The sequence below is a fragment of the Thiofaba sp. EF100 genome, assembly GCF_039822285.1.
GTDB lineage: Bacteria > Pseudomonadota > Gammaproteobacteria > Halothiobacillales > Halothiobacillaceae > Thiofaba.
This window is the reverse complement of sequence record NZ_JBAJEY010000003.1, coordinates 195760-221695: the sequence shown is the minus strand read 5'-3', so window position 1 is coordinate 221695 and position 25936 is coordinate 195760. Positions and strand designations below refer to the sequence as shown.

23 protein-coding genes and 1 tRNA gene are annotated in these 25936 nt (G+C 65.5%); 14 read left to right on the top strand and 10 right to left on the bottom strand.

Annotated features, from left to right (window positions below; genetic code table 11):
* Positions 1 to 48 precede the first annotated feature (48 nt).
* The 4 genes from V6D91_RS07810 to V6D91_RS07795 are packed head-to-tail and all read right to left on the bottom strand — an operon-like array spanning position 49 to position 6221.
* Positions 49 to 2022, bottom strand: a complete 1974-nt coding sequence (locus V6D91_RS07810; RefSeq protein WP_347319289.1) for a DUF3488 and transglutaminase-like domain-containing protein — start codon at positions 2020 to 2022, stop codon at positions 49 to 51.
* Positions 2019 to 2867 (bottom strand): DUF58 domain-containing protein, encoded by an 849-nt coding sequence (locus V6D91_RS07805; RefSeq protein WP_347319288.1) that lies wholly within the window; start codon positions 2865 to 2867, stop codon positions 2019 to 2021. The genes V6D91_RS07810 and V6D91_RS07805 overlap by 4 nt, the downstream gene beginning before the upstream one ends.
* Complete coding sequence (locus V6D91_RS07800; protein WP_347319286.1) at positions 2867 to 3814, bottom strand: AAA family ATPase; 948 nt, start codon at positions 3812 to 3814, stop codon at positions 2867 to 2869. Before V6D91_RS07800 ends, V6D91_RS07805 begins: the two co-directional genes overlap by 1 nt.
* Positions 3807 to 6221: an AAA family ATPase gene (locus V6D91_RS07795; protein ID WP_347319284.1), complete on the bottom strand. Its 2415-nt coding sequence runs from the start codon at positions 6219 to 6221 to the stop codon at positions 3807 to 3809. Before V6D91_RS07795 ends, V6D91_RS07800 begins: the two co-directional genes overlap by 8 nt.
* 149 nt (positions 6222 to 6370) lie before the next feature.
* On the opposite strand from V6D91_RS07795, the gene V6D91_RS07790 reads away from it, so the two are divergent.
* The 8 genes from V6D91_RS07790 to V6D91_RS07755 all read left to right on the top strand — a co-directional run bounded on the left by V6D91_RS07790 (position 6371) and on the right by V6D91_RS07755 (position 15830).
* Positions 6371 to 6455, top strand: a tRNA-Leu gene (locus tag V6D91_RS07790).
* Positions 6456 to 6619: 164 nt separating this feature from the next.
* Positions 6620 to 6946 (top strand): DUF3135 domain-containing protein, encoded by a 327-nt coding sequence (locus V6D91_RS07785; protein WP_347319282.1) that lies wholly within the window; start codon positions 6620 to 6622, stop codon positions 6944 to 6946.
* 289 nt (positions 6947 to 7235) lie between these two features.
* A complete protein-coding gene (tig, locus tag V6D91_RS07780; RefSeq protein WP_347319280.1) occupies positions 7236 to 8528 on the top strand; it encodes a trigger factor in 1293 nt (430 codons plus the stop codon).
* Between the two features lie 124 nt (positions 8529 to 8652).
* Positions 8653 to 9279, top strand: coding sequence for an ATP-dependent Clp endopeptidase proteolytic subunit ClpP (gene clpP / locus V6D91_RS07775; protein ID WP_347319278.1), 627 nt, complete (start codon positions 8653 to 8655; stop codon positions 9277 to 9279).
* A gap of 238 nt (positions 9280 to 9517) precedes the next feature.
* Complete coding sequence (clpX, locus tag V6D91_RS07770) at positions 9518 to 10795, top strand: ATP-dependent Clp protease ATP-binding subunit ClpX (protein WP_347319276.1); 1278 nt, start codon at positions 9518 to 9520, stop codon at positions 10793 to 10795.
* Between the two features lie 110 nt (positions 10796 to 10905).
* Positions 10906 to 13365, top strand: coding sequence for an endopeptidase La (gene lon / locus V6D91_RS07765; RefSeq protein ID WP_347319274.1), 2460 nt, complete (start codon positions 10906 to 10908; stop codon positions 13363 to 13365).
* Positions 13366 to 13556: 191 nt separating this feature from the next.
* The gene (locus V6D91_RS07760; protein WP_347319273.1) at positions 13557 to 13832 is read left to right on the top strand and encodes an HU family DNA-binding protein; all 276 of its coding nucleotides are present in this window, start codon (positions 13557 to 13559) and stop codon (positions 13830 to 13832) included.
* Positions 13833 to 13928: 96 nt separating this feature from the next.
* Positions 13929 to 15830 carry a SurA N-terminal domain-containing protein gene (locus V6D91_RS07755; protein ID WP_347319271.1) on the top strand — a complete coding sequence of 634 codons (1902 nt, stop codon included), beginning with the start codon at positions 13929 to 13931 and terminating at the stop codon, positions 15828 to 15830.
* On the opposite strand, the gene V6D91_RS07750 is transcribed toward V6D91_RS07755, so the two are convergent.
* The 3 genes from V6D91_RS07750 to V6D91_RS07740 form a co-directional block, all read right to left on the bottom strand.
* Positions 15746 to 16513, bottom strand: a complete 768-nt coding sequence (locus V6D91_RS07750) for a phage protease (RefSeq protein ID WP_347319269.1) — start codon at positions 16511 to 16513, stop codon at positions 15746 to 15748. The two genes, V6D91_RS07755 and V6D91_RS07750, sit on opposite strands and share 85 nt — an antisense overlap.
* A gap of 255 nt (positions 16514 to 16768) precedes the next feature.
* Positions 16769 to 17332, bottom strand: coding sequence for a hypothetical protein (locus tag V6D91_RS07745; protein WP_347319268.1), 564 nt, complete (start codon positions 17330 to 17332; stop codon positions 16769 to 16771).
* Positions 17322 to 17486: a hypothetical protein gene (locus V6D91_RS07740; RefSeq protein ID WP_347319267.1), complete on the bottom strand. Its 165-nt coding sequence runs from the start codon at positions 17484 to 17486 to the stop codon at positions 17322 to 17324. Before V6D91_RS07740 ends, V6D91_RS07745 begins: the two co-directional genes overlap by 11 nt.
* A 177-nt stretch (positions 17487 to 17663) precedes the next feature.
* Between V6D91_RS07740 and V6D91_RS07735 the strand changes: the two genes are divergently transcribed.
* Positions 17664 to 18776: a helix-turn-helix domain-containing protein gene (locus V6D91_RS07735; RefSeq protein WP_347319265.1), complete on the top strand. Its 1113-nt coding sequence runs from the start codon at positions 17664 to 17666 to the stop codon at positions 18774 to 18776.
* A gap of 129 nt (positions 18777 to 18905) precedes the next feature.
* Here the strand turns inward: V6D91_RS07735 and V6D91_RS07730 are convergent, their stop codons facing one another.
* Complete coding sequence (locus V6D91_RS07730; RefSeq protein WP_347319263.1) at positions 18906 to 19769, bottom strand: NgoMIV family type II restriction endonuclease; 864 nt, start codon at positions 19767 to 19769, stop codon at positions 18906 to 18908.
* Positions 19769 to 20725: a DNA cytosine methyltransferase gene (locus V6D91_RS07725; RefSeq protein WP_347319261.1), complete on the bottom strand. Its 957-nt coding sequence runs from the start codon at positions 20723 to 20725 to the stop codon at positions 19769 to 19771. Before V6D91_RS07725 ends, V6D91_RS07730 begins: the two co-directional genes overlap by 1 nt.
* A 77-nt stretch (positions 20726 to 20802) precedes the next feature.
* On the opposite strand from V6D91_RS07725, the gene V6D91_RS07720 reads away from it, so the two are divergent.
* Positions 20803 to 21114 (top strand): hypothetical protein, encoded by a 312-nt coding sequence (locus V6D91_RS07720; protein WP_347319260.1) that lies wholly within the window; start codon positions 20803 to 20805, stop codon positions 21112 to 21114.
* Between the two features lie 254 nt (positions 21115 to 21368).
* On the opposite strand, the gene V6D91_RS07715 is transcribed toward V6D91_RS07720, so the two are convergent.
* On the bottom strand, positions 21369 to 22157 hold the full coding sequence (locus V6D91_RS07715; protein WP_347319258.1) for an enoyl-ACP reductase: 789 nt from the start codon (positions 22155 to 22157) through the stop codon (positions 21369 to 21371).
* Between the two features lie 35 nt (positions 22158 to 22192).
* Here V6D91_RS07715 and V6D91_RS07710 point away from each other — a divergent pair, with 35 nt between their 5' ends.
* The 4 genes from V6D91_RS07710 to yejB are packed head-to-tail and all read left to right on the top strand — an operon-like array spanning position 22193 to position 25936.
* Positions 22193 to 23989 carry an extracellular solute-binding protein gene (locus V6D91_RS07710; RefSeq protein WP_347319256.1) on the top strand — a complete coding sequence of 599 codons (1797 nt, stop codon included), beginning with the start codon at positions 22193 to 22195 and terminating at the stop codon, positions 23987 to 23989.
* Positions 23986 to 24351 (top strand): YkgJ family cysteine cluster protein, encoded by a 366-nt coding sequence (locus tag V6D91_RS07705; RefSeq protein ID WP_347319255.1) that lies wholly within the window; start codon positions 23986 to 23988, stop codon positions 24349 to 24351. Before V6D91_RS07710 ends, V6D91_RS07705 begins: the two co-directional genes overlap by 4 nt.
* Complete coding sequence (locus V6D91_RS07700; RefSeq protein ID WP_347319254.1) at positions 24348 to 24881, top strand: hypothetical protein; 534 nt, start codon at positions 24348 to 24350, stop codon at positions 24879 to 24881. The genes V6D91_RS07705 and V6D91_RS07700 overlap by 4 nt, the downstream gene beginning before the upstream one ends.
* Positions 24881 to 25936 (top strand): microcin C ABC transporter permease YejB, encoded by a 1056-nt coding sequence (gene yejB, locus V6D91_RS07695; RefSeq protein WP_347319252.1) that lies wholly within the window; start codon positions 24881 to 24883, stop codon positions 25934 to 25936. The genes V6D91_RS07700 and yejB overlap by 1 nt, the downstream gene beginning before the upstream one ends.

The window sequence follows — 25936 nt, the reverse complement described above, 5'->3', positions numbered from 1 at the left end:
CGGCGATCCGGCAGCCCCCGACGAGGCCCCGGTCCTGCCGGGGCCTCGTCATTTCTGCACCTGGGCTGTGGCCCTGATCGCTCGTTCGGCGCTGCGCAGCGCCTGTTCCACCGCCGCCTGCGCGACGCCGGCCGGGGCATGGCGCCAGTGCAGGTAGGCCTCGATGAACCCGGCGCAGGCCTGGGCCAGTTCGGGCTGTTCGCGGGCGATGCGCCGGGCGAGGGCGCGGGGGCCTTCGCCGGGTTGGCGTGACACGCCCATGGTGCCCAAGGCCCGCTCGAACCTTGCCCAAAGACGTTGCGCTGGTGCCATGCGGGTTCGCCGCCAGCGGCCTGCGGCCAGGGCCATGATCGCCAGCAACCCAAGACCGATCCCCAAGGCCCCCCACAGGCCGAGCCGCAGGTCACCCTTCCAGCCGAGCCGATCGAGCAGGGCGCGCTGGTCGGCGCGGTCGAAGCCGAGCACCCAGCGATTCCAGCGGTTCTCCACGCCATCGAGCCGCAGCCTGGCACGGTGCAGGAAACCGAAGTCGCGCCGCAGGGCCGCGGGCAGCTCCCCCACCGTTTCCGGCACGGCGGCTGCGAGCCCGGACTCGATCCGCTCTGGGGCAATGGCCTCCGTGGGGTCCACCCTCAGCCAGCCTTCGCCCTTGATCCACACCTCGGCCCAGGCATGGGCGTCGCCCTGCCGCACGAGCCAATAGCCGTCCGGATGACGCTCGCCGCCCTGGTAGCCGGTGACCACCCGCGCGGGCAGGCCCGCGGCACGCATCAAAAGGACGAAGGCGCTGGCGTAGTGCTCGCAGAAGCCGGCGCGGGTATCGAACAGAAAGGCATCCATGCCATCCTGCTCCGGCAGGGGCGGGGGGCGCAGGGTGTAGCGAAAGCCCTGGGCGCGGAACAGGTGCAGCGCGGCCTCGATGCGTTCGCGCGGTTCGAGCTTCTGCCAACCCGTGCCCAGGTCGTGCAGCAAGGGATTTTCGCCCTCGGGTAATTGCAGGGCTTGCCGCCGCAGGCCCTCGGGCAGGTCGGGGTCGAGCCTGGCATGGGGCGCGGCGCGCAGGGTCAGCAGGCGGCGGGTTTCCTGCGGGCGGTTGAAGCGCAGGTCGTGGTCGAGCAAAAGCCGGGTCCCCTCGGGCGCCTCGACGGGGATGTCCAGCGCCGGCAGGATGGCGCTGCCCTGCGGCTCGAGCATCAGGCTGTATTCCAAAAGACCCTCGCCCGGCTCCATGGTCAGCGCCTCCGGGCGGGGCAGGTCGGGCAGGCGGGCCCAGCGGCGGCCGTCGTAGTGCCAGAACACCGGGCCGCGCCAGTAGAGCTGCTCGCGTGCGGGTTCCGCGCCCGCGAAGGTGGCGCGGAAGGCAACCGCCTCTGAGCGGGACAGGTCGGTGATGGTGCCGGGGGCGAGGCTGTCCGACAGGCCAGTGACGGCCCGGTCGGCCTGCGGCAGGCCGAACAGCGGTGCCGCCGGGCGGGGCACGAACACAAACAGCAGCAGCGCGATGGGCAGGGCGAGCCCCAGGGTGGGGGCGAGGCCCTGCAGGCGGCGGCGCAGGGGGGGCGGTTCAAGCGGGGAGGCCAGATCCCCCAGCAGGCCGAGCAGGAGGGCGAAGGCGCCGAGCGCCCAGAGCGCGGTCAGCGGCCCCTGGTCGAACAGGAACAGGGTCAGGAGCAGGAATAACCCGAGCAGGCCGAGCAGGCCGCCGTCCCGGCGCGTGCGGGATTCGAGCAGCTTGAGCACGGTGAGCAGGACGAGGAAGCTCACCCCGCCGTCGCGGCCGAAGATCCCGCCGTGCGTGAGCCAGACCACGGCCGTGCCCGCCAGGAGCAGGGCGGCTAGGATGGCACGATGGGGCAGGGGGGCACCGGAGCGCAGGTGGAAGGCGTGCCACAGCAGCCCCAGGGCGGCGAGCAGGCTGATCCAGGGCGCCAGGTGCAGGGCGTGGGGCAGCAGCACCAAGGAGAGCACACCGAGCAGGCGGGCCTTCAGCGCCGGGGGGAGCGGGGTGCTGGCGTGCTTCATGCCGGAGGGGCCTCCGCCAAGAGGCGCAGCGCCCGCGTGCGGTGCTCCGCACCCAGACCGCGGGGGAGGGGGGCGCTGTGCCCAAGGCGCAGGGCGTAGGGCTCGCCGGCCGCCTCGCAGGCCAGCACCCAGGCGGCGAGCTGGCGCAGGCGGGCCTCGCGCGGAAGATCGCTGAGCCGCTCCTCGTCCAGCACCCTCGGGCCGTGCGGCCGTGACTCGCCGCCGAACTGCTTAGTCTGCAACTCACCGCCGCGTGCCAGCGCGCGCCAGTGGATGCGCGCGGGGCTGTCCCCGGGCTGGTAGGCCTTCAGGCCGGTGAAATCGTCCTGTCCGCCACGGTTGTCATGCCCCGCAGGGGGCGGTAGGGGGCGATCCCCGCTGGGCGTCGGGTAGACCCAGTAGCGCCGTCCAAGCGGCTGGTCGCGTTCCAGCCGCACCAGGCCGAGCGGGTCGCGCATGATGAGGCGCAGCGGTGGTGAAAGATGTGTGCCGCGGCCCCGGGGGGGCAGGTCGAGGACGAGCCTCGCGCCCTCCGGCGCGGGGATCGCGGCACCCGTGGAGTCCTCCCGGAAGGCAGCCTCGACCACCGTGCCGTCCTCGCCCCGAAGTTCGAGGGTAAGCCGCAGGGGCTCCTCCTCGAAGCCCGAGTCGACGTGCAGGGTCCGCACCTCGAGCCGGAGCAGGTGGCGGCGGGTGGCGAGCAGGCCGAGGACAGCGGTGGCGGCGAGCCAGAAGCTGAAGAAAAAGCCGAGGTTGCTGGCGTACTGCGCCGAGCCGATGATGAGCACGGCGAGCAGGCCGAGGAAAGGCCAGGCGAGCGGCTCAAGGCGCAGGCGGAGAGGCATCAGTCGGGGGAGGATACCCGTTCCAGCAGCCAGCCGGCGGCGGTCAGGCCACCGTGCAGCAGGGCGGGGGCGGTGAAGTGCAGGCGGTGGCCGGTGACATACGGGGCAAGTTGGCGTACATCCTCCGGCTCGACGTGCATGCGGCCGTGCAGCAGGGCCCAGGCGCGCGCGGCCGCAAGCCAGCCGAGGCCGGCGCGCGGCGAGAGGCCTTGGGCGAATATCCCCGGCAGGCGCGATGCGGTGAGCAGGTCGAGCAGGTGGTCGAGTACCAGCGGGCCGACGTGCACCGTGTGCACCACGGTACGCAGATGGCGCAGGCTGACACTGTCCAGGCAGGGGGCGAGGCCCTGCGCGGTCGGCCGGGTGGTGCCCTGCAGGAGCATCTGCCGCTCCGCCGCGCGTTCCGGATAGCCGAGGGAGAGACGCAGCAGGAAGCGGTCGAGTTGCGATTCGGGCAGCGGATAGACGCCCTGCTGCTCGATCGGGTTCTGGGTGGCGATGACGAAGAACGGCTCGGGCAGGGGGTGACTGATCCCGTCCACGCTGATCTGGCGTTCCTCCATCGCCTCCAGCAGGGCGCTCTGCGCCTTGGGACTGGCGCGGTTGATCTCGTCAGCGAGCAGCACCTCGGTGAAGATCGGTCCGGGTTGGAAGCGGAAGTCACCCGTCGAAGGCTGGAAGATGGAGGCGCCGATGAGGTCGGCGGGCAACAGGTCGCTGGTGAACTGCACGCGCCGGGCGTGCAGGCCGAGGGCGTGCGCCAGGGCGTTGGCGAGGGTGGTCTTGCCCACCCCGGGGATGTCCTCCAGGAGCACATGGCCGCCTGCGAGCAGGGCGGTCAAGGCCAGGCGGATGCGGTCCTGCTTGCCGAGCAAGGCGGTGGACACGCGGGCGACGATGCAGTCCAGCTGGGCGCGCAGCTGCGGGGTCAGGCCGGCCTCAGCCATCATTATCTTCCTGCCGGCTCCCATCCCCCGGGGGCGGCTCGCCGTGCATCTCGCGTGCGAGGCGCTTCTGCACGTCGACGAACTGCGCAAGCCCCGCCTGGATGCGGCCGTTGACGCTCTCCGGCGGGAAGTGCCCGGCCGCGTCCGCCTCGCCGGCCGGTAGGCCGGACAGCAGGGCCATCACCTCGTCCACCGTGTCCGCGGCATGGATGGTAAAGCGTCCCTCGCGCACCGCAGCCACCACGTCGGCGCGCAGCATGAGGTGATGGACGTTGCTGCGCGGGATGATCACGCCCTGCTCGGGGCGGGGGCCGAGGACTTGGCAGGCGTCGAAGAAACCCTCGATCTTCTCGTTGATGCCGCCCACCGCCTGCACCTCGCCGTGCTGGTTGACCGAGCCGGTGACTGCCAGGGCTTGGGAGAGCGGCATCCGGGCGATGGCGGAGAGCAGGGCGCACAGTTCCGCCACCGAGGCGGAGTCGCCCTCCACCGGGCCGTAGGATTGTTCGAAGGCCAGGCTTGCGCGGATCGACAGCGGGGTGGTGCGCGCGTAGCGCTCGCCGAGGAAGGAGCCGAGGATCATCACCCCCTTGGAGTGGATGGCCCCGCCGAGTTCCACCTCGCGTTCGATGTCGATCACGTCGCCTTCACCAAGGCGCACCGTGGCGGTGATGCGTGAGGGACGGCCGATGAGGGTCTCCCCGAGTTCGACCACCGAGAGGCCGTTGACCTGGCCGACGGCCCCCCCTTCAACCACCAGGCGCAGCTCATGCTCACGGATGGCGCGCAGCACCCCCTCGCGGTAGCGGTCGGCGCGGAAGATGCGCGCGGCGATGGCGCGTTCCACCTGGGCACGGTCGATGGCTGCCGTGCCATCCTCTTCGGCGTAGAAGTGAGCCTCGCGCAACAGGTCGAGGATGCCACGCATGTGCAGGCTCAGGCGGTGGGCATCGCCCGCGTCGCGGCTGGCCTGCTCGATCAGCCGGCCGAGGGCGTCGCGGCTGACCGGCCGCAGGCCTTCGCGGCGCACCAGGGTCGCGATCAGGCGGGCATACAGCGCGGTGTTTTCCGGCGTGCGCTCGAAGTCGTCGGCAAAATCGGCGTTGAGCTTGAACAGGGCGGGAAATTCGGGGTCGTACTCGCTCAGCAGGTAGTAGAGCAGCGGTTCGCCGACCAGGATCACCTTCACGTCGAGCGGAATGGGCACGGGCTCGAGGCTGACCGTGCTGACGAGTCCCAGGGCCTGCTCGAGTGACTGGATACGGATCTCGCGCGCCTGCAGGGCGGATTTGAGCCCCTCCCAGGCGTAGGGCGAGGTCAGCACCTTGTGCGCGTCGAGCAGCAGGTAGCCGCCATTGGCGCGGTGCAGGGCCCCAGGCCGGATGAGGGTGAAGTTGGTGACCAGCGTGCCCATGTGCACGATGTGCTCGATGCGGCCGATCAGGTTGACGTGGCTGGGGTTGAGCTCCTCGATCAGCGGTGCTCCGCCGTGCGGGTCGTTGCTCACCAGCACGTTGACGCGGTAACGCTCCAGCGCATCCTCGTCCGGTCCGTCCTCGGCGCCGAGGATGTCGCCCATGTTGGCGATGGCGTCCTGCTGCAGGGCCTCGAGATGCGCCACGACGTCGGGCACTTCGCCGTAGTGGGCGCGGATGTCGGCGACCAGGCGCTCGATGGTCGCGCCGATGGTCTTCTCCTTGAGGGTACGCAGCTGCTCGAGGGTCTCCTTGTACCAGATCGGCACGTCCTCCCGCAGCAGGCTCAGCAGGGCCTTGCGGTGCTTCTCGAGCAACGCGTCGAGGCGCTTCTTTTCGTCCTCCGGCAGCTGGTTGAAGACCTCCTGCGGCATCGGCTTGCCGTCCGCCAGCGGGGCGAGGGTGTAGCCGGTGGGCGTGTCGAGGATGACGATACCATCCTGCTCGGCCGCCTCGCCGAGGCTGACCAGCGCCAGCTTGCGCCGCTGCTCGAAGCGCTCCTCGATCCGCTGCTTCTCCTGCGGGTATTCGCCCGAGGCGAAGCTGCGTGGGACCACGGTGAGCAGGTCCTGGATCAGCTGGTCGAGGTCGGCGCGCAGGCGGATGGCCATGCCAGCCGGCAGGGACAGGGCACGCGGACGCTGGGGGTCATCGAAGTCCTGGACATAGCACCAGTCGCGCGCCGGCGGGGCTTCGGCGGCCTTCTCGAGCATGGTGCCGCGCAGGGCACTGTGCTTGCCCAAGCCTCCACGGCCCATGGCATACAGGTTGAAGCCCGGTTGGCGCACGCCAAAGGCCACCTCGATCGCCTGGACCGCGCGTGGCTGACCGAGCAGCCCTTCGAAATCCTGCAGCTCGTCGGTGCTGGCGAAGGCGAGGTCGCCAAAATCTGCCGGCTGATAGAGGGCGTCGGCCGTGAGTCGCTCGGGCATGCTTGCATCCTTGGACTGAAATCGTCTCTACCCTGTCATTTAGCTGCATGCGGGTCAATTGTCCGCTGCTTCGGGTGTCCATGGTCGGGGGATGTGGTACATTGACGCCCCCGCTGTACATGCGATGCCCACGCATGTCATCCAGCCGGGCGAAAGTGGCGGAATTGGTAGACGCACTGGATTTAGGTTCCAGCGCCGCAAGGCGTGAGGGTTCGAGTCCCTCCTTTCGCACCACCGAACCAGCCGGCCTCCGCCGGGCCTCACCCGAATCCCCTTTTCCAGTCCTCCTTGCCGCATTGCCGCGCGCGTGGCATGTTCGCGTGGATGGTCTATGTTCAGGACTATCTCAAAGATGCTCCTTGGTCCGTTCACGGGGAAGCGCCCCCAGGAGGACGAGCATGGGTGGTCTCACCAGGTTCGATTTCGATGACTGGGCGCGGCTCGCCAGGAGCGATCCTGAGGCCTTCGAGCGGCGTCGCGCGCAGGTCATCGAGCGGCTCATTCGCTCCAGCTCCCCCCGGGTCCAGCAGCGCTTGCGGGGCCTGCAATTCCAGGTGGATGCCCAGAGGCGCCTGTCCGGCAATCCGCTCGGGGCATGCATCCGGATCTCGCGGATGATGCTGCGGATGTTCTACGACGAGTTCGTCCCCGTCCTCAACGGGCGCCTTCCTTCCTGCCGGACGGGCAAGCCCGGGCACGTGATCCCTTTCAGGCGGCGCGACTGAGGCAGGCCCGGCGCGGGCCGTCAAATACCCCTCTCCAACCGCTTCATGTATCATTCGCCCCTGCCACTTTTCCGTGTTAGCTCGGGAAAGCCGGTGTTTATTGCGGAACTCGTTGTAATTTCTGGCTTTTTTGTCAGTCTGGGCGGTCTGGGTGCCCGCGTCGCAAGGGGGCTCGGCCCCGGCCTTTCCGCATAGCAAGGATTTTCATGCGCACGAAGGGCGGCTTGCCTTCCGGGCGCACTGATCGAATGAACCCTGAAGAATTTGTCTGATTATTGAGGTGTACGACATGCAAGTGACGTTGGAAACCGCCGAGGGCCTGCTGCGCCGCCTGTCGGTCCAGGTACCCGCCGCCCAGGTGGATGAGGCGGTCGAACAGCGCCTGAAGGATCTCGCCCGCCGTGTGCGCATGGATGGCTTCCGCCCGGGCAAGGCCCCGCTGCCGGTTGTGCGCCAGCGTTACGGCGAGCAGGCGCGTGACGAAGTGGTGGGTGACCTGATCCAGCGCACCTACGTGAGTGCCGTGACCGAGCAGAAGCTGCGCCCGGCCGGCGGCCCGCGCATCACCGAGGTCGACATGATCGCTGGCGAAGGCCTGCGTTATGTGGCCGAGATCGAGGTCTATCCGGAGATCACCCTGGCCGACCTGTCCGCGATCGCCATCGAGCGCCCCAAGGCGGAGATCGGCGAGGCCGAGATCGATGCGATGATCGAGAACCTGCGCAAGCAACGCGTCACCTACAACACCGTCGAGCGTGCCGCGGCCGAGGGTGACCGCGTGATCGTGGACTTCAAGGGCAGCATCGACGGCGAGCCGTTCGATGGCGGCTCCGCCCAGGACATGCCGGTCGAGCTGGGCAAGGGCATGCTGCTGAAGGACTTCGAGGGTCCGATCGTCGGCATGAAGGCCGGCGAGTCCAAGACCATCGAGGTGACCTTCCCTGAGGACTATCACGCCGAGCATCTGGCCGGCAAGAAGGCCAACTTCGACGTCACCGTCAAGAGCGTGGCCGAACCCGTGCTGCCCGAGATCGACGACGCCTTCTGCGCCGCCTTTGGCGTGAAGGAGGGCGGGGTCGAGGCGCTGCGCGGTGAGGTGCGCAAGAACATGGAGCGCGAGCTGGCCCAGTCCATCAAGCGCCGTGTCAAGCAGCAGGTGATGGACGGTCTGCTGGCGGCCAACGAGGTTCCGCTGCCCCAGGCCCTGGTCGAGGAGGAGGCGCAGCGTGTGCGTCAGCAGTTCAGCCAGCAGATGCGTGGCGCCAAGGCTGACCAGCTGCCGCTCGACATCTTCAAGCCCGAGGCCGAGCGTCGGGTCAAGCTGGGCCTGCTGGTGGCCGAGCTGGTCAAGAGCGAGAAGCTCACGGTCGATGCCGCCCGCGTGGACGCCCTGCTGGACGACATCGCGGCAAGCTACGAGGACCCGGCCGAGGTCAAGGTGTACTACAAGAGCCACCCCGAGCTGATGCAGAACCTCGAAGCCCTGGCTGCCGAAGATCTGGTCGTCGAGCACGTGCTCGCCAAGGCCAAGGTGACCGATAAGCCGATGAGCTTCGACGAGGTCGTCAAACCGGCGTCCTGAACGGCCCGGTGAACGAACGAGGCGGCTCCGGCCGCCTCGTTGCTTTCTGGGGTTTGTGTCACACTGCGTTGAAAACGGGCCGTGCGGCCCCCATTCCGTCAACACGCACACAGAGAACCATCCGATGATCCTCCCCCCCTATGCCGCCCAGAACCCGGACCCGCAGATGCTCGGCCTTGTGCCGATGGTGGTTGAGCAGAGTGCCCGGGGCGAGCGTGCCTATGACATCTATTCGCGCCTGCTCAAGGAGCGGGTGATCTTCATCGTGGGCGAGATCGAAGACCACATGGCCAACCTGGTGGTGGCCCAGCTGTTGTTCCTCGAGTCGGAAAACCCGGACAAGGACATCCACCTGTACATCAACTCGCCGGGCGGCGTGATCACCTCCGGCATGGCGATCTACGACACCATGCAGTTCATCAAGCCGGACGTCAGCACCCTGTGTATCGGTCAGGCGGCCAGCATGGGCGCCTTCCTGCTCGCCGGCGGTGCGCCAGGCAAGCGTTACTGCCTGCCGAACGCACGCGTGATGATCCACCAGCCGCTGGGCGGGTTCCGCGGTCAGGCCTCGGACATCAAGATCCACGCCGAGGAGATCATCAAGACCCGCCAGCGCATGAACGAACTGTTGGCCTTCCACACCGGCCAGCCGGTCGAGCGTGTCGAGCAGGACACCGACCGCGACAACTTCATGGACGCCCAGCAGGCCGCCGCCTACGGGCTAGTGGACAAGGTGCTGGAGAAGCGCTGAAAGGCATAACCTCGGGAAGGCTTGATCCGCCTTGGTGTTGCCGCAGAGCAATCCCCCCCGAGTGCAGCTTGGGTGGGGTAGGAGGCCCGCCCCGGGCCGATGGGAATCATCGCGGCGAGGCCGCCGCTCCTGCGAAGGCCGGGATGGGTATTACCGCCTTTCCCTAGCCCTTGAAGGCTTGCATGCCCTGCCCAAACCGGGCAAGGTTGTTTTTGTATGACTGTCTGAGATTGGCTTGATGGCAAAGAAAAACGACGATCGCCCCCGCGATACCCTGTACTGCTCGTTCTGCGGCAAGAGCCAGGACGAAGTGCGCAAGCTGATTGCCGGGCCGTCCGTCTACATTTGCGACGAGTGCGTCGAACTGTGCAACGACATCCTGCGCGAGGAACTGCAGGAGTCCAGCGAACCCTCGAGCCGCAAGCTGCCGACCCCGCACGAGATCCGCGCCACGCTCGATGAATACGTCATCGGTCAGGCCCAGGCCAAGAAGGCGCTGGCGGTGGCGGTATACAACCATTACAAGCGCCTTGAACTTGCCGGCAAGAAGGGCAAGGGTGATGAGGTCGAGATCGGCAAGAGCAACATCCTCCTGATCGGCCCGACCGGTTCCGGCAAGACCCTGCTGGCCGAGACCCTGGCGCGCATCCTCAACGTGCCGTTCGCCATTGCTGATGCCACCACCCTGACCGAGGCCGGTTACGTGGGCGAGGATGTGGAGAGCATCATCCACAAGCTGCTGCAGAAGTGCGATTACGACGTGGAGAAGGCGCAGACCGGCATCATCTACCTCGACGAGATCGACAAGATCACCCGCAAGGGCGACAACCCCTCGATCACCCGCGACGTGTCGGGTGAGGGCGTGCAGCAGGCGCTGCTGAAGATGATCGAGGGCACCGTGGCGGCCGTGCCGCCCTCCGGCGGGCGCAAGCATCCGCAGCAGGAATACCTGCACGTGGACACCTCCAACATCCTGTTCATCTGCGGCGGGGCGTTCGAGGGGCTGGACAAGATCATCCGCCGTCGTGCGGAGAAGGGCGGCATCGGCTTCGCCGCCGAGGTGAAGAGCAAGGAAGATACGCGCAACCTCTCCGAGCTGTTCCAGGACGTGGAGGCCGAGGACCTGGTCCGCTACGGCCTGATCCCCGAACTGGTGGGCCGCCTGCCGGTGGTCGCCACCCTGGACGAGCTCGACGAGGCGGCGCTGGTGCGCATCCTGACCGAACCGAAGAACGCGCTGACCAAGCAGTTTGCCAAGCTGTTCGAGATGGAGGATGTCCAGCTCGAGTTCCGCCCGGACGCCCTCACCGCCATCGCCCACAAGGCGATGCAGCGCAAGACCGGCGCGCGCGGCCTGCGCACCATCCTCGAGCACACCCTGCTCGATACGATGTACGACCTGCCTTCCCTGCCGCATCTGCAGAAAGTCGTGGTCGATGAGGCCGTCATCCAGGGCGAGGCCCAGCCTTACCTCGTGTTCGAGAACAGCGAGCTGCCGCGCGCGGCCTCCGAGTAAGTCCGTCCGCCCCGCAGCATGCAGGATGGTGTGGGGCGGGTCTTGCAAATGGGCCTGCCTGCCCTTAAGTCCTGAACCATGAAGCGGCCTTGAGCCGCGTTGAGGACACTATGCCGCACACTGAAATCCAATCCGAGATCATCGAAGGTCAGCCGCGCGTCGTGCCGGTGCTGCCGCTGCGCGACGTGGTGGTCTATCCGCACATGGTTATCCCGCTGTTCGTCGGCCGGGAGAAGTCCATTGCCGCCCTTGAGGCTGCCGTGCAGGCCAACAAGCAGATCCTGCTGGTGGCGCAGAAGAGCGCCGACGTGGACGAGCCAGGGCGCGACGAACTGCACGCCATCGGCACCCTGGCGCAGATCCTGCAGCTGCTGAAGTTGCCCGATGGCACCGTCAAGGTGCTGGTCGAGGGGGGCGAGCGCGTGCGCGTGGAGCAGCTGTACGCGCTGGAGACCTACTTCACCGCGCAGATCATGCCCCTGCCTGAGCAGGTGATTGAGGACGAGCGCGAGCTCGAGGTGCACATGCGCACCCTGCTCGGCCAGTTCGAGAACTACGTCAAGCTCAACAAGAAGATTCCGCCCGAGATCCTCACCTCGCTGGCCGGCATCGACGACCCCTCGCGCCTGGCCGACACCATCGCCGCCCACATGCCCCTGCGCCTCGACGAGAAGCAGCGCATCCTGGAGATGACCGGCATCGCCGAGCGCATGGAGCACCTCATGGCCCTGATCGAGGCCGAGGTCGACCTTCTGCAGGTGGAGAAGCGTATCCGCGGCCGGGTCAAACAGCAGATGGAGAAGAGCCAGCGCGAGTACTACCTCAACGAGCAGATGAAAGCGATCCAGAAGGAACTGGGTGAGATGGAGGAGGGACCGAGCGAACTCGAGGAGCTCGAGCGCCGGATCGAGAAATCCGGCATGCCGAAAGAGGCGCGTGACAAGGCCCGCGCCGAGCTGAACAAGCTGAAGATGATGTCGCCCATGTCGGCCGAGGCGACGGTGGTGCGCAATTACCTCGACTGGCTGCTGCAGGTGCCGTGGAAGAAGCGCAACAAGGTGCGCAACGACATCAGCCTCGCCGAGCAGGTGCTGGAGGCTGACCACTACGGCCTGGAGAAGGTCAAGGAACGCATCCTCGAGTACCTCGCCGTGCAGCAGCGGGTGAAGGCGCTCAAGGGCCCGATCCTCTGCCTGGTCGGCCCGCCGGGGGTGGGCAAGACCTCGCTCGGCCAGTCGATCGCCAAGGCCACCAACCGCAAGTTCGCCCGCATCGCCCTGGGCGGTGTGCGCGATGAGGCGGAAATCCGCGGACACCGACGCACCTACATCGGCTCCATGCCGGGCAAGATCGTGCAGACCCTGGCCAAGGTGGGCAGCAAGAACCCACTGATCCTGCTGGACGAGATCGACAAGATGGCGCACGACTTCCGTGGCGACCCGGCCTCGGCCATGCTCGAGGTGCTCGATCCCGAGCAGAACAGCACCTTCGGCGACCACTACATGGAGGTCGACATTGACCTCTCCGAGGTCATGTTCATCGCCACCGCGAACAGCCTGAACATCCCAGGGCCCCTGCTCGATAGGATGGAGGTGATCCGCCTGGCCGGTTACACCGAGGATGAGAAGGTCAACATCGCCCAGCGTTACCTCGTGCCCAAGCAGATGAAGAACAACGGCCTGGCCGAGGGCGAGCTCACCCTCAGCGAGGATGCCCTGCGCGACATCGTGCGCTATTACACCCGCGAGGCGGGGGTGCGCAACCTCGAGCGCGAGATCTCCAAGATCTGCCGCAAGGTGGTCAAGGAGATCCTCATGGCGGGCAGCAAGGCCAAGGCGAAGGGGGCCATCAAGGTCACGCCGAAGAACCTCGACAAGTACCTCGGCGTGCGCCGCTTCAGCTTCGAGAAGGCGCAGGAGCAGAACCAGGTCGGCCAGGTCAATGGCTTGGCCTGGACCGAGGTGGGGGGCGACCTTTTGACCATCGAGACTGCCGTGGTGCCCGGCAAGGGCAAGCTGACCTACACCGGCCAGCTTGGGGAGGTGATGCAGGAGTCCATTCAGGCGGCGATGACCGTGGTGCGCGCGCGTGCTGAGCAGCTCGGGCTCGAACCCGACTTCCACGAGAAGAAGGACATCCACATCCACGTGCCGGAGGGCGCCACGCCCAAGGACGGCCCGAGTGCGGGCATCGCCATGTGCACCGCGCTGGTCTCCGCCCTGACCGGCATCCCGGTGCGTGCCGACGTGGCGATGACCGGCGAGATCACCCTGCGCGGTGAGGTCCTGCCGATCGGCGGAGTGAAGGAGAAGCTGCTCGCGGCCCACCGTGGCGGCATCCGCACGGTCATCATCCCGGAGGAGAACCGCAAGGACCTGGTCGAGATCCCGAAGAACGTCCAGGCGAAGCTGGACATTCGCCCGGTCAAATGGGTCGACCAAGTGCTGGATATCGCCCTCGCCGAGAAGCCGCGCCCGCGGGACGAAGGCATGGTGCCGCCGGTCGTCGCGGAGGGGACGACTGGGCGCCGGGGGCGTGCGCGCAAGGGGGAGGCTCCCCTGCCTCACTGATCGAGGCATAAGCCCGGTGGGCGTTGACGTCCCCGGGGGGCCTTGTTATAAACCTCACAGTTCCGGCAAAACCCGTCAGCATGCGGCCCAGGCCAGCTGCGGGGGCCGGGGGCGACCCAGCCGGGCCGGGTACCTGGCATGGGGTTGGTCTACCACCCGCAAGCACAACGCCTCAAAGGATTCATACGACCATGAACAAATCCGAACTGATCGACGCCGTTGCCCAGTCCGCCGACATCTCCAAGGCCGCCGCCGCACGTGCCGTGGATGGTTTCGTCGCCGCCGTGACCGACGCCCTGAAGAAAGGCGAGCAGGTCACCCTGGTGGGCTTTGGCACTTTCCTGGTCCGCGAGCGTGAGGCCCGTACCGGCCGCAACCCGCAGACCGGTGCGGAGATCAAGATCGCTGCCTCCAAGCTGCCTTCCTTCAAGGCTGGCAAGGGTCTGAAGGACGCCGTCAACCACTAAGTTTCGTTGATGCCTTGGCCTCCCAGCGTCCCCTGAGGGACCGGGAGGCTTTTTTATGTCCGCGATTTTGCTGTCTTTGAGTTCGAGTGTCCTGCCATGTTGATGAATCTCCGTGACCGCCTCTCCGGCTGGATTGCCTATGCCATCGTGGGCCTCATCAGTATCCCCTTCGTGCTGTGGGGGATCGGTGAGTATTTCCGCGGGGGCAGCGATGCGCCGGTGGCCACCGTCAATGGACAGGACATCACCCCGCGCGCCTTCGAGCAGGCCTACAACCAGGAACGTCAGCGCCTGGCGCAGGCCTTCGGCGGTACCGTCCCGCCGGACATGCTCGAAGGCTTGGGTCTCAAGCGCCAGGTGCTGGACGGTCTGATCCTGCGCGAGGTCCTGCGCCAGTGGGCGCACAAGCAGGGCCTGCGCGTGAGCGATGCGGAACTCGCCGCGGTGCTGCGCGGTGTGCCGGCGTTCCAGGAGAACGGGGTGTTCAGCCAGGCGCGCTACGAGCAGGTGCTGGGGTTGCAGGGGCAGACTCCGCTGACCTTCGAGCACGAGGTGCGCCAGGATCTTGTCCTCGACCAGTTGCAGCGCGGCATCGCCCTCAGCGCCTTCGACGTTGCGGCCAACCTGGAGGCCTTCCTGCGCCTGCGCGGGCAGACGCGCGAGGTTGAGGTCTACACCCTCCCGGCCGCGCCGCGCCGCGCGGGTATCCAGCCCGACGAGGCCCAGCTTCAGGCCTATTTCAAGGAGCACATGCAGGACTTCCGCCGCCCGGAACGGGTGCGCCTGGACTACATTGCCCTGTCGGTGGATGAGCTTGCGGCCAGCATGAAGCCGAGCGAGGAGGACATTCGCCAGGCCTACGAGGACTATCTCGCGCGCGAAGCGCAGCGCGAGCGCCGCGAGGCACGCCACATCCTGATCACCCCGCCCGCGGGCGGCGACATGGAGGCCGCGCGCAAGCAGGCCGAGGCGCTGCGCGAGCGGCTGGCCGGGGGCGAGGACTTCGCCGCCCTGGCGAAGCAGTACTCCCAGGACCCGGGCTCGGCCGGGCAGGGTGGCGAGCTCGGTCTGGTGGAGCGCGGGATGATGGTCGAACCGTTCGAGAAGGCCCTGTTCGCACTCAAGGAGGGGGAGATCAGCGCACCTGTGCAGACCGACTTCGGCTGGCACCTGATCAAGCTCGAACACATCGAAAAGGCCAAGCCGAAGCCGCTGGACGAAGTGCGTCAGGCCATGCTGGTCGACGCGGCCCAGCGCATGGCCGAGGAGCGTTTCCATGACCTGGCCGACCGCCTGGCGACGCTCGCCTACGAGCAGCCGGACAGCCTTGCCCCGGCGGCCGAGGCGCTGGGCCTCAAGGTCCAGGCCAGCGGTTGGGTGACCCGCGACCAAGGCGAGGGTGTGGGCGCGAATCCCAAGCTGCGCGCCGCCGCGTTCACGCCTGAGGTGCTGGAGCAGGGGCGCAACAGCGACCTGATCGATCTTTCCGGCAACCAGGTGGCGGTCATCCGCGTGGCGGAGCACCAGGCTGCGGCGGACCAGCCGTTTGAGACGGTCCGTGCCGAGGTCCAGCGCCGCGTGGTCGAGCAGGAGCTTGCCCGTCTGATCGAAGCGGATGCGGCCCGCCTGCGCAAGGCACTCTCCATGGCCGAGGCCGTCGACGAGGCCCTGCGCCAGGTTGGTGCCGAGCGTGGCTTTGCCGGCGAGCTCAAGCGTTTGGGCGCGGACGAGGTCGATCCGGCCATCCGCCGTGCAGCATTCTCCATCGGCCGCCCCACGGCCGATGCCCCGCTGGTCGGCAGCGTCCGTCTGGGCAATGGCGACATGGCTGTGGTGCGCGTGCTGTCGGTCAAGGATGGCGACCCCGCGGCACTCGATGAGGCGGAGCGCCTCGCTATCCGCGAGGAGCTGCGTCAGAACGTCGGCATGGGCGAGCTGTCTGCCTTCATCGCCCATCTGCGGGCACGGGCCGAGATCACCCAGCGCCAGGATCTCTGATGCGGGCCGACTGAAGACCCCGCATGTTCGGTCGCGGCGTTGTAGCTCCCTCTCTCACCCCGGATGGCTACAATGTCGTCGGCAGTGGCCTTCACCGGCAGATTGAGCATGGCAATAAGGCGTTCGAGGATGTTGTCTTCCACGGCGTGGGTCTCCTTTCGTGCGGCAGCGGCCTTGAGATAGAGGTTGGGGTTGTGGGTCAGGCCCGCGCCGTCCAGGGCGACAACGCGGCCCGTGCGTTTGTCGAAGCGGAACACCGGAGAGAGGTAGCGGTACTCTTTATTGATCAGGTGCTGCGCGGCGGCAGGCGTCCATTCCACTCGCGCCCAGATGCCGTCTTCGCGCGCGGAAAGTTCCTTGATCCACCCGGCAGCGGGCACCGGCCCGGCCTTGGCCTCGGCCTCCAGGCTTTGGTGCTCGTAGTCCACCGGAAGGTCGGCCCCGTGCCTTGAAAAGGCATCGAGCACGGCCCGCGCATCCAGCCGGTACGGCCCGCGCCCATCCCGGCCTGAAAAAACGCCCGCCGGAATGAGGTGCACCCACTCCGGCGGGTTCAAGGCCACGTCAGTGGCTGAGGCAGGGAGGATGTCGACGGAAAAAGCATCGCGCGCCACGGCCTGCCCGCGCTGCGCGGCGGCGTGATCGACGGCGATATGAGGAGTGCTGCAGATCATGCCGACCATGATGGTCGGGGCGATCTTTCTTACACAGACCGAGGAGGTTCAGACAGGATGTTTTCATGGCGTGCGGCGAGCGTAGACGGGAATATCGCGTTTACACCCGTTCACTCGGCACGTAGAGGAACGCTGTTGCGTTTTTTATGGATGGCCTATATCAGGGTAGCCCGCATGAGAAAAAAATCGCTCTACGGGCCTTAAAACGCGCCGGAGGTTTTCAGTGGCCCGTATCGGCAAGGTAGTGGGCGATGGTGTCCAGGATCACCGGTACCGCTGCGGGTATCGTTCAAAGAACCTGTCGAGCGCGCCGCGGTCGCCGGCCCGGAATTGTTCCTGCGCATCGCGGAAGGCGCGCGATCGTTCCTCGTGGAATCTGTCGCTGATCGACATGGCCTCCTCCGCCTTGCGTTCCATCTCCTGCGAGAGCGCGGCCCACTTTTCGGCCTCCTCTTTGCGTTTCTCGCGCTTGCAGGCCAAGCGCATCTTGTCGTAAATCACAGCCCTCTCGGTATACCCGCACGAGAGTGCGATCTCCTCTGGCAAATGCGCGTACTCCTTGAGCATCCTTTTGTCCAACTCGGCGAGCAGCCTGTGGAACTCGGCCATCGCCTCGTCGAAGCGCCCGGCCATCTGCAAGAAAAGAGGCAGCCGGCACCACTGTTGGGCCGGGTGGGAGAAGTTGGATTTGCGCATGTGTTTCTGCGCCTCGCGCAGGCACGCGACAGCCTCATTGATCTTCCCTTCGTCTTTCAGCGCCGTGGCCCGCTTGCTGAGATATGAGAGCTTTTCGTCCCTGTTGACGATCAGCGAGATTTCAACCTTCACCTTTATCCTCCAGGTACTTCCGGATTGTCTCCAGCACCAGCGCGCGCGCCGAGTCGTCGTAAAACCTGCCATCCCGCGTCACGGGAAAAAACGGCCGCGCCGGCACATCACCCCATGGCACCTTGCGCCCGCGCTTGTCCAGCCCGAACTGCATAAGTTCAGAAACCTTTGGCACTCCTTTACCGAGGAAGGAGGGCCATGCGAGTTCAATACATCGGTGACCAAGTCAGGGGGTTTTACCGGGTAGCCCAGCTCGGGCATCTTTGGGAGATGACTCCGAAAGAAGCCCAAGAACGACTCAAGATCCTCACGTTTTTCGACAAGCACGGGCTTGGCCGCCACGGTGGACGCCTTCGGCGTCTCCCGCAGAACCCTCTACCGCTGGAAGAAGGCCTTGCGGGAGAGCGGCGGCAACCCAGCCGCGCTCATTCCCCGCTCCTCGGCGCCCAAGCGCAAGAGGACTCCAACCGCCGACCCTAGGCTTGTGGCCGAGATCAGACGGCTGCGTACCACTTACCCCAATCTGGGCAAGGAAAAGCTGTCCGTTCTGCTGGCCCCTTGGTGTGAGGTCCATGGCATCCCGCTGCCTTCGGTCTCCACCCTTGGCCGGATCATTGCCCGGGCACCGGACAAGATGCGCCTGGTCCCCCAAAGGCTCGATGCTCGCGGTCGTCCCAAACCCCTCAAGCGCTCGCCCAAACCCAGAAAGCCCAAAGGCGCTCGCACCACCGCCCTGCAGTGCCTGGCCGTGGACACCATCGAGCGCGTGCGCGATGGACTCAAACGCTACCTCGTCACCTTCGGAAATGCTGAAAAAATCCATCTATGGATTTTTTCAGCGCGTCTCGTCGCGGCACATGTCCGCGACGGACTCCGCGAATCAACGACAGAACGCGTTATTCGCGTTGGGGCATCCTGCCCCAAACGGGAAACGCTGAATGATTCAGTGTTTCCCTTCATTGACCCCGCCAGCGCCTTTGCGCTGGCCGTTGCCCTGCCCAACAAAGCCACACGCCACACCCAGGCTGCGCTTGCCGCTGTGCTGGACGTGCTTCCCAACAAGCCCGATGTGCTGCTCTCGGACAACGGCTCCGAGTTCAAAGCAGGCTTCGCCCAAACCCTCGCCGCCCGACAGATTTCGCGTTGGTATACCTACCCCAAGACACCCAAAATGAACGCCCACGCCGAACGCTTCAACCGCACCCTCCAGGAGTCCTTCGTCGACGATCACGAAGACTTGGCTCTACCGACCTGGCCCTCTTCAACCAAAAACTCGCCGATTGGCTCATCTTCTACAACGCCTGGCGTCCCCACCATCGACTCGGCCAACAAACCCCTCTATCCTTCCTCCTCCAACACCAACCTGAGTGCCAAAGGTGGTGGACTCATACACGCGGTTTGCCGCGCTGGCGGGGTAGACTATACTGAGATGCCGCCGTCGTGAGCGAAACCGGGCTGGACAGGACCAGACGCCCGGAGTTAGCGAGGCTTCACCCATCCTGGCACGGGGATGTCTGCGGAAGCGACGGCGGTTATTTCCCATACAGCAGCTCGCCGACCCGGCTGCAATACCTCACACGGCCAGGTCAAGCGGCAGGTCTGAAATGTCCTTCAGGCGCTTGCCATCGACCATCACGGCCAGCATGTCGGCCGCGTCGGTCATGCCCAAGGCTTCTACCGTGGCTTGCAGCTCATACAGGGCGAAGTGATACACGCAATCAATGTCCCCGGTGCCCAGGGCGATCGAGGCCAGGCGGCTCGGTGTCGGCTCTGCCGTGACGACCACGATATGAGGCAGGCGGCCTTTGCGGTTTCGCACAAGGTTCAACGCTTCCGATCTGGCGTTTTGCGCCCGGTCGCTGCGGATCGTCCACTTGCAGGAAATGCTTGCATGCAGCAGCGGCAGGCCGCCGTTTTTCTTCCGCAGGCTGGCAAGCGTGGTCACGCTGTCATCGACCAGGCACGCCGACGCATTGATGGCGCTGTCGTCCTCAGTGTCGCGCACGACCACAATATCCGGCGTGATGGTGTAGTCGCTTCCGAGGGCGGCGGCCAGTTCGGCATCGGCCTTGGCGGCCCGGTCAAGGGCGACCAGGTGCGCGTATTGATCATACCGGGCGATTTCCAGGCGGTTGCGGCCGCAGACTTGATGCACGTCCCAGATGCCGGGGCGCAGGTGCCCCAGCTTGAGGAAGGTTTCTCGCACGAAGGTCGCGCACATGCCCTCGAACTGGTTGCCCGAGGTCTGGCCCGCGATTCGCTCCCCGATGGTTTCGGCTTTGAGCAGATCGGCAATGCCCCTGGCAATCGCCTTGCTCGTCGTGTTGCTGCTGTCCGCGTTGCTGACCACTCCGTCACTGTTGATGGTCAAGGTTGATTCCAGCAGCGAGGCATGGAACGCCTTGCGGGCTTCGGCGAAGTCGGCGGCCGTCGTCATCACGCCACCTTGAAAATGCGCTTGACGGCCAGGGCCGCGAAGATTTGCCGGGCCACAGCCGCAGCGACCGGCGGCGGGAAGGCGTTGCCAATCTGGCGATAGGCGGCCGTCTTGCGGCCGGAGAACTGCCAGTCATCCGGGAAGCCCTGAATCCGTGCCGTCATGCGTGGCGTCAGGCGCGGCATGCCTACAAAATCACGATCAGGCGCGTCGTCGGCCACGCCATGGCCGTCCACTCCCAAGGATGCCCACGCACGCTTTGCCCGCGTTGGCCCTAGATCTGGCCCGCCGTGCTTCTTGGAGCCACCGACCAGGGTCGGGGCAATGGTGTTGGCCTGTTCGCGCCAGCGGTCAGCGCCGCGCCAGCCGTTGGCCTTCATGAGATCGTGCAGCAGATCGCCCACCGTCGGCGGTTTAGTCTTGAGGGGTTCGGGCCATGAGAAGCCTGAGGCCAATTCTTTGCGGATGCCTACGAACACCACACGGGGCCGGAGTTGGGAAACGCCATAGTCCGAGGCATTGAGCAGCCGCCATCCAGGCACATAACCCAGCTTCTTGAGCTGCCTTTCGACCTTGTTCCGGTAGTCGTCAAAGACCGCATCAAGAAGGCCGCGCACGTTCTCAAGCATCACTGCTTGAGGACGGCACTCATCGACTAGGCGGATTGCCTCGGGGAACAGGTCGCGTTCATCATTTGCACCAAGCTGCTTGCCAGCCTTGGAGAATGGAGGACATGGGACGCCGCCGGCCACCAGGTCGATGCCCTTGTAAGGAGTGCCGCTGAACAGGCGCAAGTCGCCCTCGATGACGTTCCAGGCCGGGCGGTTGAGCCGCAGCGTTGCGCAAGCAGCCGGTTCTAGCTCGACAAGTGCGCAATGGTTGAAGCCCGCCATTTCCAGGCCGAGGGCCTGTCCGCCTGCCCCCGCGCACATTTCCAGTGAAGCGAATTGGCTCATTTTGATTTTCTCTTGATTGATTGGCGTGGCTTCCTGGCTGCTGGTGCCGTGAACATATCTGGCTGCAAGCCGCCTTGATGCCGGTGAGCGAATGCCTGCATGAATTCGCGCAGCACTTCGGACGCATGCCTGTTTTCAGCCAGGCAAGCCCGCTGGAACCCCTCGCGGAGTTCCTTTTCAACACGGATACGGAGGCCAGCGTCTTTGCTCAACTTGGCGGCACTTTAGCATATGGATACACAAACGTGTATCCAATCGCCGCGTTGGGCGAGGCGCAGTTCGAGGGCCGCTGCGACGAGCTGGCGGCAATCTTCGGCATCATCAGCGAAAAGGTGGCGGCGGCGCTGGTCGCCGCCACCCCCGTTCCATTAGGTCTTCTCCTCAGTTAAAATAAATCCCACTGTAGCCATCCGGGGTGAGAGCCGTTGCTACAATAAGGTCTTACATGGACCGAACCCGACCCGCCTTGTGCGGGTCTTTTTTTAGCTTGGTCACTTACCAGGCCCTTGAAAAACTCTTTTCAACGGCCTGGTAAGAGGAGGGATCAAGCGCGTTGAAGAAAGGTTTCCTCTCTTTGCTTCAACGGCCTGATGAAAAAACCCGCCGGGCGGCTGGTTTTTTATTTCGGGGCTGAGTTTCGCCCTTAGTCACACCGCCCCATGCCGGTGATGAAATAGCCGGAATCGACGTAGATGTTTTCGCCGGTGATGCCGCGCGCAAGGTAGGAGGCAAGGAAAGCGGCGGTGTTGCCGACATCGTCGATGGTGACGTTGCGGCGCAGCGGGGCATTGCGCTCGACGTAGTCGAGGAACATCTTGAATTCGCCAATGCCAGAGGCGGCCAGCGTCTTGATCGGGCCGGCGGAGATGGAGTTGACGCGGATGTTGTCCGGCCCGAGGCTCGCGGCCATGTAGCGCACGTTGGCCTCGAGGCTGGCCTTGGCCACGCCCATGACGTTGTAGTTGGGCATGGCGCGCTCCGCGCCGAGGTAGGAGAGGGTGAGGATGGAGGCATCCTCGCGGTCTTTCATCATCGGGCGCAGCACCTTGGCCAGCGCGGTCAGGCTCCAGGAGCTGATGTCGTGGGCAATGCGGAACCCTTCGCGGGTGGTGTTGTCGACGTAGTCGCCGGCCAGCTGCTCCTTCGGGGCGAAGGCGACGGAGTGGACGAGGATGTCGAGGCCGTCCCAGTATTGGCCGAGCAGGCCGGGGAGGGCGTCGATCTGTTCATCTACGCTCACATCCAGCGGCAGGATGATCTTGGCGCCAAACTCAGCGGCGTATTTTTCCACGCGCTCCTTGAACCGGTCGTTCAGGTAGGTGAAGGCCAGTTCCGCGCCTTCGCGGTGCATGGCCTTGGCGATGCCGTAGGCGATGGAACGGTCGTTGGCCAGGCCCACGATCAGGGCGCGCTTGCCGCTAAGAAAGCCCATGCTGTCACTCCTCAGATTATGATTTAATCCTGCGCATGATAGCACTCCTCCGCCGCCTGGCCGCCGCACTCTTGCTGGCTCTGCTCATCGTCCAGGCCCCATCTCATGCTGCCCCGGCCTTGGCCCTTGGTTACGAGCCGGCCTATCCGGCGGACTTCACTCATTTCAAGTACGTCAATCCGGATGCGCCCAAGGGTGGCGAGCTCCTGATGTCGGCCTTCGGTAGTTTCGATTCGCTCAACCCCTTTCTGCTCAAGGGGTTGTCGGCCGCAGGGCTGGGGGTGCTGGTGTTCGAGAGCCTGCTGGAGAAAAGCCTGGATGAGCCTTTCTCGATGTACGGTTTGCTGGCGGAGGACGTGAGCCTGGCGGACGATGGTTTGTCGGTGACCTTCCGCCTGCGCCCGCAGGCGCGTTTTTCGGATGGCATGCCGGTCACGGCCCAGGATGTGAAGTTTTCCTTTGATACCCTGCGCTCGACGCTGGCCCATCCCATGTACCGTTTCTATTGGGCGGACGTGGAGCGGGCGGAGGTGCTGGATACACGCACCGTGCGCTTCGTCTTCAAGCGCACCAATCCGGAGCTGCATCTGATTCTCGGTGAGATGCCGGTGCTGTCCGAGAAGTGGGTGGCGGGCCGGGCCTTCGACCAGCTCGCGCGGGTGGCCCCGGTGGGCAGCGGGCCGTACCTGGTCGAATCGTTTGATTGGGGCAAGCAGATCCGCTACCGGCGCAACCCCGACTACTGGGCCCAAGACTTGCCCGTGCGGCGCGGTATGTTCAATTTCGACCGCATCACCTTCAAATACTACAAGGACCGCACCGTCTCGCTTGAGGCATTCAAGGCGGGGGAATTCGAGTTCTTCTACGAGAACCACTCCAAACGCTGGGCGCGTGACCACGAGGGGCCGCGCTATGCCAGTGGCGAGATCATCAAGGCCACCATTCCGCACCACAACAATGCGGGGATGCAGGGGGTGGTGTTCAACACCCGCCGCGTCCTGTTTCAGGACCGCCGCGTACGCGAAGCCTTGGGGCTTGCGATGGATTTCGAGTGGTCCAACCGTAACCTGTTCTACGGTCAGTACACCCGCTGTGACAGCTACTTCAGCAACAGCGAGTTGGCCGCACGGGGCTTGCCGCAGGGCGAGGAGCTGGCCCTGCTGGAGCCTTACCGTGACCAGGTGCCGCCTGAGGTCTTCACCCGCGAATTCAAGCCGCCCGTGGCTGGGGATGCAGCGCAGCTGCGTGCCAATCTGATCCGCGCCAAGCACTTGCTGGAGGAGGCCGGGTGGCGGGTGCGCGATGGGGTGCTGGTGAATGCCGAGGGTAGGCCGTTCCGGTTCGAGATCCTGCTTGGGCAGAAGGGCTTCGAGCGGATCATGGCGCCGTATGTCTACAATCTGCGCAAGCTGGGCATCCAGGCGGACTACCGCACCATTGATGCGGCCCTGTACCAGCGGCGGGTGGATACCTTCGACTTCGACGCGGTGATTGAGGTGTTCGGTCAGTCGCAGTCGCCGGGCAACGAGCTGTTCAACATGTTCCACTCCGCAAGCCGGGACCGCGAGGGCTCGAACAACGCGATGGGGGTGCAGGACCCGGTGGTTGATGCGCTGGTCGAGAAGGTCGTTTACGCGAAGGATCGCAAAAGCCTGGTGACCGCGGCACGCGCGCTGGATCGGGTGCTCTTGTGGGGGCATTACCTGGTCCCCAACTGGTATATTGGCGAGCACCGCATCGCCTATTGGGACCGGTTCGGCAGACCTTCGGTGTTGCCGCGCTATTTCGAGGCTGAACCCTGGGTACTCAAGACTTGGTGGCATAAGCCATGACCGAGACCCACACCAACCCCTGTCTGAGCTGCGGCGCCTGCTGCTCCACCTTCCGGGTCAGTTTCTACTGGACGGAGGCCGAGCCGGCGGCGGGTGGCTGCGTACCGCCAGAGCTTACCGAGAAGCTCAACGACTTCCGTGCCGTGATGAAGGGCACCAACCGCCCCGAGCCGCGTTGTGTCGCCTTGCAGGGCGAGGTGGGGGACTTCACCTCCTGTGCCATCTACGAAAACCGCCCCTCGCCCTGCCGTGAGTTTCTAATGGCCTTGGACGACCCGGAACCGGACTCGGCCTGCGACCGCGTGCGCGAGCGCTGGGGGTTGCCCCGTCTGAAGCCGCTTGATCCCAGCAAGAGGGGATGATGATTAGATTAGGGTTACTCGTATTGCCCACCCTGCTGGCCGCCTGCGCCCCGCAGACGGTCGTGGTCAAGCATTACCACCCCCCCACGGACGTCGCTGGGCAGTCTTGCCTGAAAAACTGCGAGGCCGAGCTCGCCGCCTGCCAGGCGCGCTGCAAGGCCGAGCGGGATGCCTGCGAGGCGCAGGCCGAGGTACGGGCGCGGGAGAACCTGCCCAAGGCCCTGGAGGCCTACGCTGCGGCCATGGAGCAGTACCGCACCGAGCTCCTGTTCTGGCGCTTGAATGTCTGGCAGGACGACTGGTTCTACGACCGCTTCCGCCCGTGCTGGGCGCCGCGATCCTTCTATGGCTGGTACGATCCACCCCCTCAGCCGCCGGCCGGACCGCCGACCTTGGCGAGCGAGACCGCCCGTGCGCGCGTAGCCTGCCGCAAGGATTGCGGCTGCCAGCCGCCGTATGAGGCCTGCTTCCTGCGCTGCGGAGGGCACATCACGGAGGAGCGCCGACCTGTAGGTGAGGGGGCAAAGTGATGGCCCACTACATCCTCAAGCGTCTGCTGCTGATGATCCCCACCCTGTTTGGGGTGCTGCTCATCACGTTCGCGGTGACCCAGTTCGTGCCGGGCGGTCCGGTCGAGCAGCTGGTCCACCAGCTCCAGCACGGCGGACGTGAGGGCGGCGAGGCGAGCGTCGGCGCGGAGGGCATGTACCGCGGGGCACAGGGACTGGATGAGGAGCGGCTGGCGGAGATTCGCGCCTTCTACGGCTTCGATAAGCCGGCCTATGAGCGCTTCCTCGCCATGCTGGGTAACTACCTCACCTTCGACCTCGGCGAGAGCTATTTCCAGCATCAGGACGTGCTTGCACTCATGGCGAGCAAGCTGCCGGTGTCGATCAGCCTGGGGATGTGGACCTTCCTGCTGACCTACCTGATCAGCATCCCGCTTGGGGTGCGCAAGGCCGTGCGCGACGGCACGCCGTTCGATGTCTGGACCACGACCCTGCTGCTGGTGGGTTACGCCATCCCGGGTTTCGTCCTCGGTCTGTTCCTGCTGGTCTTGTTTGGCGGTGGCAGTTTCTGGGACGTTTTCCCCCTGCGTGGGCTGGTGTCGGATCACTGGGACGAGCTCTCCTGGCCGGCGCGCATTGGTGACTATCTGTGGCACATGGCGCTGCCGGTGACCGCGATGGTGGTCGGCAACTTCGCGGTCATGACTCTGCTGACCAAGAACAGCTTCCTGGAGGAGATCCGCAAGCAGTACGTGCTGACCGCACGCGCCAAAGGGTTGTCTGAGAACCAGGTGCTGTACGGCCATGTGTTCCGCAACGCGGTGATTCCGCTGGTGACCGGCTTCCCCGCAGCCTTCATCGGTGCCTTCTTCACCGGCAGCCTGCTGATCGAGACCCTGTTCTCGCTCGATGGCCTGGGGCTTCTGTCGTATGAAGCGGTGTTGCAGCGGGATTATCCGGTGGTGCTCGGCACCCTGTACATCTACACCCTGCTCGGGCTGGTGGCGAAACTTTTGACCGATCTCTCCTACGCCTGGGTGGACCCGCGCATCCAGTTCGGTGCGTTGGAGCGTTGA

Excerpts from the sequence above, each read along its gene's own strand:
- V6D91_RS07810 (WP_347319289.1), bottom strand. The coding sequence starts at position 2,022 with ATGAAGCACGCCAGCACCCCGCTCCCCCCGGCGCTGAAGGCCCGCCTG.
- V6D91_RS07805 (WP_347319288.1), bottom strand. The coding sequence starts at position 2,867 with ATGCCTCTCCGCCTGCGCCTTGAGCCGCTCGCCTGGCCTTTCCTCGGC.
- V6D91_RS07800 (WP_347319286.1), bottom strand. The coding sequence starts at position 3,814 with ATGGCTGAGGCCGGCCTGACCCCGCAGCTGCGCGCCCAGCTGGACTGC.
- V6D91_RS07795 (WP_347319284.1), bottom strand. The coding sequence starts at position 6,221 with ATGCCCGAGCGACTCACGGCCGACGCCCTCTATCAGCCGGCAGATTTT.
- V6D91_RS07785 (WP_347319282.1), top strand. The coding sequence starts at position 6,620 with ATGGGTGGTCTCACCAGGTTCGATTTCGATGACTGGGCGCGGCTCGCC.
- tig (WP_347319280.1), top strand. The coding sequence starts at position 7,236 with ATGCAAGTGACGTTGGAAACCGCCGAGGGCCTGCTGCGCCGCCTGTCG.
- clpP (WP_347319278.1), top strand. The coding sequence starts at position 8,653 with ATGATCCTCCCCCCCTATGCCGCCCAGAACCCGGACCCGCAGATGCTC.
- clpX (WP_347319276.1), top strand. The coding sequence starts at position 9,518 with ATGGCAAAGAAAAACGACGATCGCCCCCGCGATACCCTGTACTGCTCG.
- lon (WP_347319274.1), top strand. The coding sequence starts at position 10,906 with ATGCCGCACACTGAAATCCAATCCGAGATCATCGAAGGTCAGCCGCGC.
- V6D91_RS07760 (WP_347319273.1), top strand. The coding sequence starts at position 13,557 with ATGAACAAATCCGAACTGATCGACGCCGTTGCCCAGTCCGCCGACATC.
- V6D91_RS07755 (WP_347319271.1), top strand. The coding sequence starts at position 13,929 with ATGTTGATGAATCTCCGTGACCGCCTCTCCGGCTGGATTGCCTATGCC.
- V6D91_RS07750 (WP_347319269.1), bottom strand. The coding sequence starts at position 16,513 with ATGGTCGGCATGATCTGCAGCACTCCTCATATCGCCGTCGATCACGCC.
- V6D91_RS07740 (WP_347319267.1), bottom strand. The coding sequence starts at position 17,486 with ATGCAGTTCGGGCTGGACAAGCGCGGGCGCAAGGTGCCATGGGGTGAT.
- V6D91_RS07730 (WP_347319263.1), bottom strand. The coding sequence starts at position 19,769 with ATGACGACGGCCGCCGACTTCGCCGAAGCCCGCAAGGCGTTCCATGCC.
- V6D91_RS07725 (WP_347319261.1), bottom strand. The coding sequence starts at position 20,725 with ATGAGCCAATTCGCTTCACTGGAAATGTGCGCGGGGGCAGGCGGACAG.
- V6D91_RS07720 (WP_347319260.1), top strand. The coding sequence starts at position 20,803 with ATGCCGGTGAGCGAATGCCTGCATGAATTCGCGCAGCACTTCGGACGC.
- V6D91_RS07715 (WP_347319258.1), bottom strand. The coding sequence starts at position 22,157 with ATGGGCTTTCTTAGCGGCAAGCGCGCCCTGATCGTGGGCCTGGCCAAC.
- V6D91_RS07710 (WP_347319256.1), top strand. The coding sequence starts at position 22,193 with ATGATAGCACTCCTCCGCCGCCTGGCCGCCGCACTCTTGCTGGCTCTG.
- V6D91_RS07705 (WP_347319255.1), top strand. The coding sequence starts at position 23,986 with ATGACCGAGACCCACACCAACCCCTGTCTGAGCTGCGGCGCCTGCTGC.
- V6D91_RS07700 (WP_347319254.1), top strand. The coding sequence starts at position 24,348 with ATGATGATTAGATTAGGGTTACTCGTATTGCCCACCCTGCTGGCCGCC.
- yejB (WP_347319252.1), top strand. The coding sequence starts at position 24,881 with ATGGCCCACTACATCCTCAAGCGTCTGCTGCTGATGATCCCCACCCTG.